At 64.3% G+C, this 15,330-nt stretch carries 7 protein-coding genes; 6 read left to right on the top strand and 1 reads right to left on the bottom strand.

What is annotated here, in order from left to right:
- The first annotated feature begins 23 nt into the window (after positions 1 to 23).
- From cysS to glgX, 3 genes are all read left to right on the top strand, one after another.
- Positions 24 to 1,478, top strand: a complete 1,455-nt coding sequence (cysS, locus tag ACX80G_RS03865; protein WP_459305742.1) for a cysteine--tRNA ligase — start codon at positions 24 to 26, stop codon at positions 1,476 to 1,478.
- A gap of 92 nt (positions 1,479 to 1,570) precedes the next feature.
- Positions 1,571 to 2,557: a 23S rRNA (guanosine(2251)-2'-O)-methyltransferase RlmB gene (gene rlmB / locus ACX80G_RS03860; protein WP_459305741.1), complete on the top strand. Its 987-nt coding sequence runs from the start codon at positions 1,571 to 1,573 to the stop codon at positions 2,555 to 2,557.
- Between the two features lie 17 nt (positions 2,558 to 2,574).
- A complete protein-coding gene (gene glgX / locus ACX80G_RS03855) occupies positions 2,575 to 4,635 on the top strand; it encodes a glycogen debranching protein GlgX (protein ID WP_459305740.1) in 2,061 nt (686 codons plus the stop codon).
- 90 nt (positions 4,636 to 4,725) lie between these two features.
- On the opposite strand, the gene glgP is transcribed toward glgX, so the two are convergent.
- Positions 4,726 to 7,338, bottom strand: coding sequence for an alpha-glucan family phosphorylase (gene glgP / locus ACX80G_RS03850; protein ID WP_459305738.1), 2,613 nt, complete (start codon positions 7,336 to 7,338; stop codon positions 4,726 to 4,728).
- A gap of 178 nt (positions 7,339 to 7,516) precedes the next feature.
- Here glgP and ACX80G_RS03845 point away from each other — a divergent pair, with 178 nt between their 5' ends.
- From ACX80G_RS03845 to glgB, 3 genes are read left to right on the top strand one after another with little or no spacing between them, the layout of a single operon-like run.
- Complete coding sequence (locus ACX80G_RS03845; RefSeq protein WP_459306210.1) at positions 7,517 to 9,574, top strand: alpha-1,4-glucan--maltose-1-phosphate maltosyltransferase; 2,058 nt, start codon at positions 7,517 to 7,519, stop codon at positions 9,572 to 9,574.
- Positions 9,574 to 11,340, top strand: coding sequence for a maltose alpha-D-glucosyltransferase (treS, locus tag ACX80G_RS03840; RefSeq protein WP_459305737.1), 1,767 nt, complete (start codon positions 9,574 to 9,576; stop codon positions 11,338 to 11,340). Before ACX80G_RS03845 ends, treS begins: the two co-directional genes overlap by 1 nt.
- Positions 11,340 to 14,957: a 1,4-alpha-glucan branching protein GlgB gene (gene glgB, locus ACX80G_RS03835; protein ID WP_459305735.1), complete on the top strand. Its 3,618-nt coding sequence runs from the start codon at positions 11,340 to 11,342 to the stop codon at positions 14,955 to 14,957. The genes treS and glgB overlap by 1 nt, the downstream gene beginning before the upstream one ends.
- The last annotated feature ends 373 nt before the right edge of the window (positions 14,958 to 15,330 follow it).

The following is a 15,330-nucleotide window of genomic DNA, read 5'->3' as shown; positions in this document are numbered from 1 at the left end:
CCGCGACCAGCTAGCCTTATGCGGTGAGCCTGAGATTCTATGACACAGCAACAGCGCAGACCCGCGACTTCGTCCCGCTCCAATCGGGGGAGGTGGGGCTGTACTACTGCGGTGCCACCGTGCAGGGCATGCCGCATGTGGGCCACATCCGCTCAGCGATCGCGTTCGACCAGCTGACCCGCTGGCTGAGTGCCAGCGGCTACCGGGTCACCACAGTCCGCAACGTCACCGATATTGATGACAAAATTTTGGTACGCGCCAAGGAATCCGAGTACGACGACGATCTGCCGCCCCACCTGCGCAACGAGCAGTGGTGGGCGTTGGCCTACCGCTACGAACTCGAATTCCAGCGTGCCTACGACACGCTCGGGGTCCGCCGCCCGACCTACGAGCCGCGCGCCACCGGCCACATCCCGGAAATGCACGCGCTGATCCAGCTCCTGATCGACCGGGGCCACGCCTACCCGGCGAATGACGAGTCGGGTGACGTCTATTTCGACGTCCGCTCCTGGCAGGGCTACGGCTCGTTGACCCGCCAGAACATTGACGACATGCAGAACGCGGCCGACGTCGAACCCCAGTTCAGCACCCGGAAACGGGATCCACGCGATTTTGCGCTGTGGAAAGGGTGGAAAGTGGGTGAGCCGGAGACCGCCTCGTGGCCCAGCCCGTGGGGGCCGGGCCGGCCTGGCTGGCACCTTGAATGCTCGGCTATGGTCACCAAATACCTCGGCGCCGAATTCGACATCCACGGCGGTGGACTGGACCTGCGGTTCCCGCATCACGAGAACGAAATGGCCCAATCCCAGGCCGCCGGACACCCGTTTGCCCGGTATTGGATGCACAACGGCATGGTGACCTTCGAGGGCGAGAAGATGTCCAAGTCGATCGGGAACACGGTGAGCCCCGCCGACATGCTCGAACTCGCCAGCCCCCGCGTGGTGCGCTACTACCTCGGACAGGCACACTACCGGTCGGTGCTCGACTACCGGCCCACCTCCCTGCAGGAGGCAGCCGCCGCCGTCGAACGCATCGACGGGTTTCTGGCGAAGGCCGCCGCCCGGGAATTCCCGAACGGGTTCGGGCCTGGCTCTCGGGATGTTCCTGAACCCTTCAGGGATGCCATGAACGACGACCTCAACGTGCCGCAGGCCCTGGCTGTCCTGCATGACACGGTCCGGGCCGGCAACACCGCGCTGGCCGCGGCCGACAGCGGTGCCACCCAGAGAGCATTCACCGACGTCATGACAATGACCGGGGTGCTGGGTCTCGACGATGTGCAGGATCCCGGCAGGGGTGCCCGGAGCTCGGAGCACGCTGCGCTCGACGCCCTCATCACCTCCCAGTTACGGCAACGCACGATCGCGCGGGACACCAGGGACTGGGCGCGGGCCGACGCCATCCGGGACGCCCTCAGCAGCGCCGGAATCGTCATTGAAGACACCACGGACGGCGCCTCCTGGAGCCTGAAAAACTAACCTTCCACACAGCGGGTAGGGCGCCGGTGCAGTCGTCCGCGTTCCCCGCGTAAACTGGGGTGACCAATCTTCTACCCAAAGGTGTTTTCCCCATGGCCACTCACGGACGTCCCGGCGCTGTGCGCAAGAGCAAAAAGGGCCCCTCGGGCGGAACCGGCGGCCTTGGACGCAGGGCACTGGAGGGCAAGGGACCCACCCCGAAGGCCGAGGATCGCCCGTACCACAAGGCGCACAAGAGCAAGCAGCTCGCCGAACGCTCGGCGGCCAAGCACGCGGGCACCCGCAACCCCGGTTCCTCCCGCAACGCCCGCGGCAAGGGCGCCGAAGAGATGGTCACCGGACGCAACGCTGTGGTTGAGGCGCTGCGCGCTGGCATCCCCGCCAAGGCACTGCACGTGGCGATCCGGATCGAGATGGACGAGCGTATCCGGGAGTCCCTGAAACTGGCCACCGAACGCGGCATCCCGCTGATGGAAACCGGTAAGACCGAGCTGGATCGGATGGCCGACGGCTCGGTACACCAGGGCATCATGCTGCAGATCCCTCCGTACGAGTACGCCGACGCCGTGGACCTCGCCACCGACACCATCCAGAAATGGAAGAAGGGCCACATCAACAACGCCCCGCTGTTCGTGGCCCTGGACGGCATCACCGACCCACGTAACCTTGGCGCCATCATCAGGTCACTCTCGGCCTTCAGCGGCCACGGCGTGATCGTCCCTGAACGCCGGTCGGTTGGCATGACTGCTTCGGCCTGGAAGACCAGCGCCGGTGCCGCAGTGCGCGTCCCCGTGGCGAAGGCGGGGAACCTCAACTCCACTCTGAAGTCCTTCAAAGAGAAGGGTATTTTCGTGCTCGGTCTCGACGGCGACGGCGACGTGTCCCTTCCCGATCTGACCCTCGGCCGGGAGCCGGTCTGCCTTGTGGTGGGCTCCGAGGGCAAGGGCCTGTCACGGCTGGTCCGGGAAAATTGCGACCAGATTGTCTCCATCCCGATCGACTCGGCAATGGAATCCCTGAACGCCTCGATGGCAGTGGGGATCAGCCTGTACGAGATTTCGCGTCAACGCTCCGCCTAACCGCGCAGCACCTCACCATGAGCGTCTCACTCGAAATCAGTCCGCCGTCCAGCGAGTTCCCGTTGGGTGTGCACCGCGGCCGGGCTGCCCAAAGCCTCAACATCGCCGTGTATGCGCCCGGAGTGTCCGCCCTGGCGGTGCACTTCCAGATACCCGACGGCAGTTGGCATTCGGCAGCCCTGCCGGATTACACCGACGGCGTGCATCATGGGCTGGTGGAGGGACTCGGAGACTCGGCGCGGTACGCGTTCTGGCCGGCCGACACCGACCGGCCAGAGAACAACCAGCTGCTCCTTGACCCCTATGCCCGGGCCATCGACACTGTGGACACCGTGGACGGTCCGGTGTACTGGTCGGTCTTTGTCGAGGACGGCAGTTTCGACTGGGGTACCTCAGCCCCGCCGCGGACCCACTGGCGTGACACGGTGGTCTACGAAGCCCATGTCAAGGGTCTGACCCAGCTGCACCCGGGCATCCCTGCCGAACTCCGCGGCACCTACGCGGGCCTGGCACACCCGGTCATGATCGGTTACCTCAAAGCACTGGGCATCACGGCTGTGGAACTGCTGCCGATCCACTTCCACATTGATGAGCCTCACCTGGGACCCCTCGGGCTGACCAACTACTGGGGGTACAACACCCTCGGCTATTTCGCGCCGCACCCCGGCTACGCCACCGAGGCCTCCCGCACCGCCGGGCCGACAGCCGTCCAGGATGAGTTCAAGGGCATGGTGAAACTCCTCCACGAAGCGGGCCTCGAGGTCATCCTCGACGTCGTGTACAACCACACCGCCGAAGGCCCACCGGATATACCGGCCCTGAGCTGGCGCGGCCTGGGCGACAAGGAGTACTACCGCCACGGCGACGGCGGCCGCTACCTGGACACCACCGGCTGCGGCAACACCCTGAACTTCGCCCATCCACGGGTGATCGCCCTGGCCCTGGACTCGCTGCGCTACTGGGTCGAGGAATTCCAGGTTGACGGCTTCCGCTTCGACCTGGCCGTGTCAATGTGCCGGGATGACACCCACACCTTCACCCCACGCCACCCGTTCCTCATCGCGGTCGCCGCCGACCGGGCGCTACGAGGTGTGAAACTAATCGCCGAACCCTGGGATATTGGCATGGGCGGCTGGCAGACCGGCAACTTCCCGCAGGGCTGGGCCGACTGGAATGACCGCTTCCGCGATACGGTGCGTGACTTCTGGCTCACCGATCAGGCCAGCCTCGCGGCCGGCGGCGACGCCGGCTCGGTGGCGCGCCTGGCCGGGTGCCTGAGCGGGTCCGCCGACGTCTTCGGGCCGTCGGGGCGCACCTCCGTGTCCAGCATCAACCTCATCACCGCGCACGACGGGTTCACGCTCGCTGACCTGACCTCCTACAGCCGCAAACACAACGAAGCCAACGGCGAGCAGAACCGCGACGGTCATAACGACAACCGTAGCTACAATCACGGCATGGAAGGCCCAACCGACCAGGAGAGCATCGCCGCGGCCCGGTCGCAGACCGCACGGAACCTGATGGCCACCCTCCTGCTATCCCTCGGCGTCCCCATGATCACCGCCGGCGACGAGTTCGGCCGGTCCCAGCGCGGCAACAACAACGCCTACTGCCAGGACAACGAGCTGGCCTGGCTGCCCTGGGACCACGACGACGACGCCCGCCACCTTCTCGAGCACACCCGTTCCCTGCTCCGGATCAGACGGGAGTTCCTGGCCCACCAGCCCCACGGCTACCCTGCCCGCGACGACAGCTCCTACCTGCACTGGTTCAATGCGGGAGGCACACCGATGACCCAGGACCAGTGGATCGATCCGGCGTCCCGGACAGTGCAGGTGCTCCTCGGCTCACCCAACGGCATCCTCGACGGCCTGGTGGTCATTAACGGCGGCCTGGAGGACGCCAAGATCACCCTGCCGGGGCGGGACGCCCTCAGGGACAGCGGGCTCCCATCAATCACGAGGTTCGAGCTGCGCTACAGCACAGCAGCTGACCAGGACCGCCGGCGCGGGGCGCGAATCGGGTCGGGGGAGACTGACATCGTGCCCACCAACTCCATCAGCGTGTACCGGATCTAGCGGCCCACGCAAAAGCGGCAGCCGCCCCAGGAAACTCTGGTGCGACTGCCGCCGATGCAAAGCAGGCGTTAAGCCTGCAAGCGTTAGATACTACGCGTTCGCGACCAGACCAAGCTCCGACTTGGACGCTAGGCTGACGTGTTTGGGTAGTACCCGCACGGTGTACCCGAAGGATCCCGAGTGGTCAATCGTCACCCCGCCCGAGAACAGGTACCGACCGGCACCCAGGTTTTCGGACGACTGAAGGTCAGCCAGCGCCACCTCGCTGAGTTCGTCGCTCTCTGAGGCGCGCCCGTACGCCACCTCGACGGCGACGTCGTCGGGGGAGAGGGCGCCGAGTGAGACGTACGCGTTGACCGTTAGCGAGTCACCGATCTGGGGATCTTCAGCGACACCGATCGAGTCAACATGCTCCACCTGGACCGCAGACCAGCCGTCGTTGATCCGTGACCGCCACGAGGCTGTGTGTTTGGCTGCCGAATAATCGGATTCAGCTGCCAGACAGCCGGCCCGCCAGGCCGGCTGATACAGGTGGCTGACATAGTCCTGTAGCATCCGCTCGGCGGACACGGCAGGGCCAAGGTTCGCCATGGTGTGCTTGATCATGGCCACCCACTGGTGCGGGACGCCGTCATGCGACAGCTCTGATGGTCCCGCCGCGCCCGCACCCTCGGAACGGACGGTGCTGTAGAACCGGGGAGCGACCTGCTCCTCGAGCAGGTCGTACAGCGCTGACGCCTCAATGTCATCGCGCTCCTCCGGGGACGCGTCATTGTTGGCCGTGGGAATGGCCCAGCCGTTGTCGCCGTCGTACATTTCATCCCACCAGCCGTCCAGGACCGACAGGTTGAGGCCGCCGTTGATCGCCGATTTCATGCCTGAGGTGCCGCATGCCTCCAGCGGCCGCAGCGGATTGTTCAGCCAGACGTCGCAGCCGGGGAACAGCGTGCGAGCCATCGCGATGTCGTAATTAGGCAGGAACACGATCCGGTGACGGACCTCGGGGTCGTCGGTGAACCGGACCAGGTCCTGGATCATCCGCTTGCCCTGCTCATCGGCTGGGTGGGACTTGCCGGCGATGACCAGCTGGATCGGGTTGTCGGGGTGGAGCAGCAGGGCTTTCAGCCGGGCCGGGTCCCTGAGCATCAGGGTCAGCCGCTTGTAGGTGGGAACCCGGCGGGCGAAGCCGATGGTCAGGACGTCAGGGTCCATCACGTTGTTGGTCCACGCCAGTTCGGCGTCGGCGGCGCCGCGCTTCTTCCAGGAGGAGCGCAGCCGCTGCCGCACATCGTCGATCAGGTTGGAGCGGAGGCGGCGGCGTAGCGCCCAGATGTCGGAGTCCTCGACGTCGTACACCTTGGACCACTGCGGGTCCAGGACCGATTCGGCGCCGAATCGATCCCGGGCGAAGTCGGCGATCAGCGGATCAACCCAGGTGGGCACGTGAACACCGTTGGTGACCGACGAGATGGGGACCTCGCTGGTGTCGAACCCCGGCCAGAGCCCGGAGAACATGCCGCGGGACACCACACCATGCAGTTTGGCGACGCCGTTGGCGCGCTGGGCCAACCGTAGGCCCATCACCGCCATGTTGAACTTGTTGGGGTCGCCGTCGACGTAGTTCTCGGCGCCGAGGGTGAGGACCTTCGCCGTCGGAACCGACGGTGCCAGGCCCGCGTCGAAGAAGTGCTCGATCTGGGACTTCTCGAACCTGTCGATTCCCGCGGGAACTGGGGTGTGGGTGGTGAACACGGTGCAGGACCGGCCGGCGGTGAGCGCTTCCTCCCAGCTCATTGGCGACGGGTTGGACGGATCCATCAGTTCGCGGATGCGTTCGATGCCGAGGAACCCGGCATGGCCCTCATTGGTGTGGAACACCTCGGGTGCCGGGGTGCCGGTCAACCGTTCAAAGATGCGCAGCGCCTTCACGCCGCCCATGCCCAGCAGCAGCTCCTGCTGCAGCCGCTGATCCCCGCCGCCGCCGTACAGGCGGTCGGTGACGTTGCGGGCTGCCTCGTCGTTGCCGGCCACGTTGGAGTCAAGGAGCAGGAGTGGGACGCGGCCGACGTCGGCCCGCCAAATGTGGGCGATCAGCTGGCGGCCGGCGGGCAGCGGCAGGACCACCCTGGCGGGCGTGCCGTCCTCCTCACGGAGCAGCGTCAGCGGCAGACCGTCAGGATCGAGGACGGGGTAGGTTTCCTGCTGCCAGGCGTCGCGGGAGAGCGACTGCTTGAAATAGCCGGCCTGGTAGAGGAGGCCGACGCCGATCAGCGGGACGCCAAGGTCGGAAGCGGCTTTGAGGTGGTCACCGGCAAGGATGCCGAGGCCACCCGAATACTGGGGGAGGACGGCGCTGATGCCGTACTCGGGGGAGAAGTAGGCGATGGAGCGCGGGGCATCAGCGCCGAGGGACTGATACCAGCGGGGTTCGGAAAGGTAGCGGTCCAGGTCGTCGCCGAGCTCCTGAATCCTGGCAACGAGCCGTTCATTGTCGGCGAGCTTACTCAGCTGCTCTCGTGTCACAGAGCCTAGGAAGGCCACTGGATCTTGGCCGCTCGCCTCCCATGCCGTGGCGTCAAGGTCACGGAATAGGCGGGTGGTCGGCAGATGCCACGACCAACGCAGGTTGCCTGCCAGCTTGCCCAGCGGGGCGATGCTTTCAGGGAGGACGGTACGGACTGTAAATCTGCGGATTGCCTTCACCCGGGAAAGGTTAGCGCATTTTTCCCGGTGTGGGTCCGTCTCGACGCGCTGAGGGGAGTAACTGACAGTAAACGTTTGCGTCAGGCCCCAACTCCACCGCTATATGCGCGGATGTTACGTGCGCGCGCCTTAGTAATCTCGGCAAATACTCGCTAACGTCTAACCTGTGACGACTTCAATCAAGCCACCACGTAAGGGACGCACCGCCAGAAAGCCGATAGACAGGGCTGATCTGCGGTTCGGACGAATTCCAATCACCAACATCTCTCCTGTGGTCGAAGGCGGGGCTTTCCCCTCCAAAGCGATCCCGGGATCAGATGTCGCGGTAGGCGCCACAGTCTTCCGAGAAGGGCACGACCAGCTGGGAGTATCAGCGGTCCTGCTCTCCAGCAAGGGCAAAGAGGTCCAGCGGGTGCGCCTGGCACCGGTGGGGCTGGGACTCGACCGGTATGAAGGTCTGCTCCGGCCGCCGGCGGCCGGCAGCTACACCTTCGTCATCGAAGGATGGGGCGACCTCTACGGCACCTGGCACCACAACGCTGAGGTGAAGATCGCCGTGGGCGTCGATGTCGAGCTGATGCTCGCCGAGGGTGCAGCCCTGTTCACCAACGCCGCCGTCTCCCGGTCTGGCAAGGATGCTGCGGCGTTTACTGCGGCGGCTCGGATCCTCGCCGATACCGCTCTCCCCGTGGACGAGCGCCTCGCCGCCGGTGAGTCAGCCGACCTTCTCGCCGCCATCGGTCGCGAACCGCTCCGCGACCTGGTCACCACGTCGCAGTCGTACCGGATCCTGGTGGAGCGCGAGCTCGCAGGCCGCGCCTCCTGGTATGAATTCTTCCCCCGGTCCGAAGGTGCAACGTACGACCCGGCCACCGCGCAGTGGACCTCGGGCACCTTCGTCACCGCGGCCGACCGGCTGACCGGCGTCGCTGACATGGGGTTCGACGTCGTCTACCTGCCGCCCATTCACCCCATCGGGCGCACGCACCGCAAAGGACCCAACAACACGCTGACGGCAGGTCCCGGTGACCCCGGGTCGCCGTGGGCCATCGGCGCCGCCGAGGGGGGCCACGACGCGATCCACCCTGACCTCGGGACGTTCGACGATTTCGATGCCTTCGTGGCGCGGGCCCGTGCACTGAACCTGGAAGTTGCGCTGGACCTCGCCCTACAGGCCTCGCCGGACCACCCCTGGGTCGCCTCGCACCCCGAGTGGTTCACCACGCGGGTGGACGGGTCGATCGCCTACGCGGAGAACCCTCCCAAGAAATACCAGGACATTTACCCCATCAACTTCGACAACGATCCGGATGGCCTCTCCCGCGAGGTACTCAGGATCGTGCTGTTGTGGATCAGCCATGGAGTGAAGATTTTCCGGGTGGACAACCCGCACACCAAACCGGTGGTGTTCTGGGAATGGCTGATTAGGGAAGTGAACGCCAAACATCCCGGCGTCGTTTTCCTCGCCGAGGCGTTTACCCGCCCACCGATGATGCACGCCCTGGGCCGCGCAGGATTCCAGCAGTCTTACACCTACTTCACCTGGCGCAACACCAAGACTGAACTCGAGGAATACTTCACCGAGGTCAGCAAGGTCAGCGCGCCGTACTTCCGGCCTAACTTTTTTGTAAACACCCCCGACATCCTCACCGAGTTCCTCCAGTACGGGGGGCCGGCAGGGTTCAAGATCCGGGCAGCGCTCGCAGCCATGGCCAGCCCCCTGTGGGGGGTCTACGCGGGGTACGAGCTCTACGAGCATGTGGCCCGCCCCGGCGCCGAGGAGTCAATCGACAATGAGAAGTTCGAGTACCGCCCCCGCGACTTCAAACGAGCCGAAACCGAGGGCAGGAGCCTGGCGCCCTACCTGACCAGGCTCAACCACATCCGCCGGGATCACCCGGCGCTGGGGGACCTCGAGAACCTGACCCTTCACCACAGCTCCGACCCGGACACCCTGGTGTTCTCCAAACACAAGGAGAATGTCGGTGGCGAGAGCTCAGCCAAGGACACGATCATCGTGGTTGTCAATCTGGATCCGCATGGTGCGCGGGAGAGCACTGTCTCACTGAACCTCGAAGCCCTGGCCCTCGATCCCGAAGACTGCAATGAGGATGGCACCTTCTGGGTGGACGATCTCATTACCGGCCAAAGTTGGGTCTGGGGTACCCACAATTACGTCAGGCTGGACCCGCATGTGGAACCAGCACACATTCTTTACCTCAGGAGGAAGCCCTAGTGGCCAACCCGTTTCAACTTAACGCACCCGGTCTCGCGCATGACCCACACTGGTATCGCAAGGCTGTATTCTACGAAGTTCTGGTGCGGGGGTTCGCCGACGCGAACGGTGACGGCTCAGGTGATTTCTCAGGCCTGATTGACAAACTCGATTACCTGCAGTGGCTTGGCGTCGACTGCCTGTGGCTGCCACCGTTCTTCAAGTCGCCACTGCGCGACGGCGGCTATGACATCGCCGATTACTACAACGTCCTCGACGAATTCGGGACCATCAGCGACTTTAAGCGTCTGGTCGCCGAGGCCCACGCCCGGGGTGTCCGCGTCATCATTGACCTGCCGCTGAACCACACCTCCGACAAACACCACTGGTTCGAGGAATCCCGGAACGATCCCGACGGCCCCTACGGTGATTTCTACGTCTGGAGTGACACCGATGAGAAGTACGAGGACGCACGAATCATTTTTGTCGACACCGAGGAATCCAACTGGACCTTCGACCCCGTCCGCCGGCAGTTTTTCTGGCACCGGTTCTTCTCCCACCAGCCGGACCTCAACTTCGAGAACCCCAAGGTCATCGAGGCACTCTTCGATGTGGTGAAGTTCTGGCTGGACCAGGGTATCGACGGTTTCCGCGCGGATGCCATCCCCTACCTCTTCGAGGAGGAAGGAACCAACAGCGAAAACCTGCCGCAGACGCACGCGTTCCTGAAGGACCTGCGCACCATGGTGGACGAGAACTACCCCGGCCGCATTATCGTCGCCGAGGCCAACCAGCTCCCCGAAGAGGTGGTCGAGTACTTCGGCGACGCCGAGGGCCCCGAGTGTCACATGTGCTTCCATTTCCCCATCATGCCCAAGCTCTTCTATGCCCTGCGCGATCAGAAGGCCGCCCCGATCATCGACACGATGGCCGAGACTCCCAACATCCCCGCCGGTGCGCAGTGGGGCACTTTCCTCAGGAACCACGACGAGCTCACCCTCGAAATGGTCACCAACGAGGAACGCGAAGCGATGCTCGGCTGGTACGCCCCGGACTCGAGGATGCGTGCAAACGTGGGTATCCGCCGTCGGCTGTCACCGCTGCTCGACAATTCACGGGCTGAAGTAGAACTGATCCACGCCCTGCTGTTGTCCCTGCCCGGCAGCCCGTTCCTCTACTACGGTGATGAGATTGGGATGGGCGACAACATCTGGCTTGACGACCGCGATGCGTCGCGGACCCCGATGCAGTGGAACCCCGACCGCAACGCGGGGTTCTCGACGGCGGACCCCGGAAAGCTGTACCTGCCGGTCGTGCAATCGCTGGTCTACCACTACAACCACGTCAACGTTGAAGCGCAGCTGGCCAGTTCGAGCTCGCTGCTCCACTGGATGCGGCAGATGCTTGCCGTGCGCCGGTCGCACCCCGCGTTCGGCCTGGGCACGTACCGCAATGTGCCGACCGAGGCGGAGTCAGTCCTGGCGTTCATCCGAGAGGTGGAGGTCGACAATGCTGAGGGCGAGCAGCCCGAGGTGGTGCTTTGCGTGTTCAACCTGTCGCAGCACCCTGTCGCCGCACAGCTGAACTTGCCGGAATACGCCGGGCGGGGTCTTCGTGACCTCTTCGGTGGCACCCCGTTTCCCGCATTCGGTGGGGATGGTGCCCTCACGCTGACGCTCGGTAGCCACGACTTCTTCTGGCTCCGCCTGCGGTCGACAAACTCCAACGTCGCTTCGCCGCACACCGAAGCCCTTCCTGTCATTCAAGCCCCGGAGGCCATGAAGTAATGCCCAAACTGACGCCGACCTTTCCAGAACTCCTAGCTTCATGGCTCCCCGGTCAGCGGTGGTTTCCTGCCAAAGGCCGAGAGTTTGATCTTCGAAGGGTCGGCGGCATCCGGCTGGAGGACCCGACCGGAAAGGTGGGACTCGACGTTCACCTGCTCGCCGTGGATTCCGGGCACCGGCAGGACATTGTCCAGATCCCGTTGAGTTACCGTGCTGCCCCGCTCAAGGGTGCCGAGGCTGCGCTGATCGGTGAGGCCGAACACTCCGAACTGGGCCACCGCTGGATTTACGACGCCACCCACGACCCGGTGTTCGTCACGGCCTGGGTCGAGTTGATGCGTTCGGGCGGCACCACACAGGACGGCCGGACCACGGGCTACCCGTTGGGTTCGTTCGCCACATCGGAACGGTCCGACGCGCCTCTTCCGCTGACAGTGCTCAAGGGTGAACAATCCAACACGTCAGTAGTAGTGCGGGCGCCAGCAGGCCCGATGATCGTCAAGTTCTTCAGGGTGCTCGCACCCGGGGAGAGCCCCGACGTTCAGGTGAGCGCCAAGCTCACCGATGCCGGTTCAGTCGACGTGCCAGCCACTTTCGGCTGGGTCACGGGCAGCTGGGAAGACTCCCGGGGCGGCGGCAAGCAGTGGCTGACCGGGCATCTCAGCGTGCTGCGGGACTTCATTGACAACAGCACGGACGCCTGGCGCACCGCGTCGGTGGCGGCCGCTGGCAATAAAGACTTCACCGCCGAGGCAACCGAGTTGGGCCGGGTCACTGGCCGGATCCATGCACAGCTGGCTGAAGCATTCGGAAGCCGGGCGGCGAGCGACGTCGAACGCGCGGAATTCATCGAAACCCTGGTCCAGCGCATCGAGTGGGCCTGGCTGGAGGCGCGCGACGTCGTCGGGCCGCTCGAGGATGAGGTTGCCGGGGTGGTGGAGCGGGTCCGCCGCGTGCTGACCCTGCCCGATCTGCAGCGGATCCACGCCGACTACCACCTGGGACAGGTGCTCAACGCACCGGATGGGTCCTGGCTGGTGCTCGACTTCGAGGGCGAGCCCCTGCGTCCCGCCGCCGAGCGGAGCGTCCCCGATGTGGTGCTGCGCGACGTCGTCGGGATGATGCGTTCGCTGGAATACGCTGGCGCCGCAGCGGCTCACGGCAATGACGCGGCGACTGCCGAAGCCGATCAGTGGACCGCGGCTGCAGGGGCCGCGTTCGCGGCCGGCTATCAGGCGCAGACCGGCACCTTGGTTGACTCTGCTGACCCCTTGTTCCTCGCGCTGTGGCTGGACAAGGCGCTGTACGAGGTGGTGTACGAGCTACGCAACCGCCCGGACTGGGTCGACATCCCGGTTCGCGATGTGCGTCGGGCCCTTGCCTCCGCCACGGTCAGCGCCGACGTCGCCGTTCCAGCCGTCGCCTCCACTCCGCCGGGCAGGATCGAACACTCCATCGACGTCCTGCAGCCGGTTTCCGAGGGGCGTTACCACCAGCCACATGCCGTGCTGGGTGCGCACCTCGACGGGCACGGGCTGGTGACCATCCGCACCCTGCGGCGTCTCGCGCAGCGCGTCACCGTAGTGACCGGCAGCGGGCGAACCGGGCTGGAACATGAGCACAACGGCATCTGGGTGGGCACGGTTGAAGCGGAAACCGCCGGGCAGGTCCCCGACTACAGGTTGGAAGTGACCTACGACGGCGAACCGCAGTTGGTCGACGACCCGTACCGATTCCTGCCCACACTGGGTGAAATCGACATGCATTTACTTGCCGAAGGCCGGCACGAGACACTGTGGACTGCCCTGGGGGCCCACGTCCGCCATTATGCGTCTGTGCTCGGTGACATCGATGGCGTGAGCTTTGCGGTGTGGGCCCCCAACGCCCAGGCGGTCCGGGTCAAGGCCGATTTCAACGGCTGGGATGGCTCGGTGAACGCTATGCGTACGCTCGGCAGCTCAGGGTTCTGGGAAATCTTCATTCCCGGGGCGGCTGCCGGGTCGCGCTACAAATTCGATATCCTCGGCAATGACGGCCAGTGGCGTGAAAAAGCCGATCCCATGGCCCGCGGCACCGAGATCCCACCACTCACCGGCTCGCGGGTAGTCGAATCCCGCTACACGTTCCAGGACGATGAATGGATGACGGCGCGGGCCGCCGCCGACCCCCACAACGGGCCCATGAGTGTGTACGAAGTGCACCTTGGTTCCTGGCGGCTGGGACTGAACTATCGTGAGCTCGCCGAGCAGCTGACTGAATACGTGCAGTGGCAGGGGTTCAGTCACGTCGAGCTGATGCCCGTCGCCGAGCACCCCTTCGGCGGCTCCTGGGGTTACCAGGTCACCTCGTACTACGCGCCGACGTCGCGGTTCGGGCACCCGGATGACTTCAAATACCTGGTGGACAAGCTGCACCAGGCCGGGATCGGCGTCATCATGGACTGGGTCCCAGCGCACTTTCCGAAGGATGAGTTTGCGCTAGCCAAGTTCGATGGCGGCACCCTCTACGAACACGGCGATCCCTTCCTCGGTGAGCACCCCGACTGGGGAACCCTGATCTTCGACTTCGGCCGCCGTGAGGTACGGAACTTTCTGGTTGCCAACGCGCTGTACTGGCTGGAGGAATTTCACATTGACGGGCTGCGCGTGGACGCTGTTGCGTCGATGCTCTACCTGGACTACTCCCGCGAGGAGGGCCAATGGACACCGAACCGTCTCGGCGGCCGGGAAAACCTTGAAGCCGTCGACTTCCTGCAGGAGGTCAACGCCACTGCCTATAAGCGGGTCCCCGGCATCGTGATGATCGCCGAGGAATCCACGTCCTTCCCGGGTGTCACCCGTGCCACCAACGCCGGCGGCCTCGGGTTCGGGCTGAAATGGAACATGGGCTGGATGCATGACTCCCTGGAGTACATGGCCGAAGACCCGGTCAACCGCGGCTACCATCACGGCAAGGCCACGTTCTCTATGGTGTACGCGTACACCGAAAACTTCCTCCTGCCGATCAGCCACGACGAAGTGGTGCATGGAAAGGGGTCACTGCTACGGAAGATGCCGGGCGACCGGTGGCAGCAGCTCGCCAGCGTGCGTGCCTACCTGGCGTTCCAGTGGGCGCACCCCGGCAAGCAGTTGATCTTTATGGGCACCGAATATGCCCAGGAATCGGAGTGGTCGGAACAGCATGGTCTCGACTGGTGGCTTTCGGATACGCCTGCCCATAAGGGTGTGCAGCACCTGGTTCGGTCGTTGAACGGTATTTACCGAAACACACCGGCACTCTACGTCAGGGACAACGATCCATCGGGTTTCCAGTGGATCGACGAGAACGACGGCGCCCGCAACACTTTGTCCTTCATCCGGTGGGACGGGCAAGGTAATCCGCTGGTATGCATTGCCAACTTCGCGGGTGCGCCGCACGAGGGCTTCCGGGTCGGACTTCCCTGGTCCGGTGAGTGGGAAGAGGTACTTAACACCGATGCCGGGGAATTTGGCGGATCCGGTGTGGGGAACTTCGGCGGTGTGAGCGCAGTCGAAGGACCGTGGAGTGGGCAGCCCGCGTACGCTGACCTCCGGATCCCCCCGCTTGGCGTGGTGTACCTGGCCCCGAAGAGAGCCTAGATCGGCGCGGGGCTAGGCTCTCCGAGCAGGTCCCGCTACCCGATTTACAACGCCGGCCGAAGGGTGCTAGAGTTTATATCCGCGCTGGTCGAGGGAATTGACCGGCTGACAACCACTAGAACTACGGTTCGTCTCCGAGTGCAGTATGGCCCAGAGATTGGAAGATCAGCCGATTTGACCTGAAGATGATCAGCCGGTAAGTTTGAAAAGTTGCTCCGGAGCGATGATGGGACTGTTTGGTTCTGTTTGGTGTCGGGTGTGTCTGTTGTTTGAGAACTCAATAGTGTGCCATGTTTGTTGATACCGATTGTTTTATTGATTGGTTGAATTTGGCTGCATGATGCCATTTTGTGGTGTTGTGTGGTTGTTTTTG

The sequence above is a fragment of the Arthrobacter glycogeni genome (assembly GCF_054510815.1).
Note: the sequence above shows the minus strand (reverse complement) of the source record. Positions and strands in the feature narration are given on the sequence as shown.

Excerpts from the sequence above, each read along its gene's own strand:
- rlmB (WP_459305741.1), top strand. The coding sequence starts at position 1,571 with ATGGCCACTCACGGACGTCCCGGCGCTGTGCGCAAGAGCAAAAAGGGC.
- glgX (WP_459305740.1), top strand. The coding sequence starts at position 2,575 with ATGAGCGTCTCACTCGAAATCAGTCCGCCGTCCAGCGAGTTCCCGTTG.
- glgB (WP_459305735.1), top strand. The coding sequence starts at position 11,340 with ATGCCCAAACTGACGCCGACCTTTCCAGAACTCCTAGCTTCATGGCTC.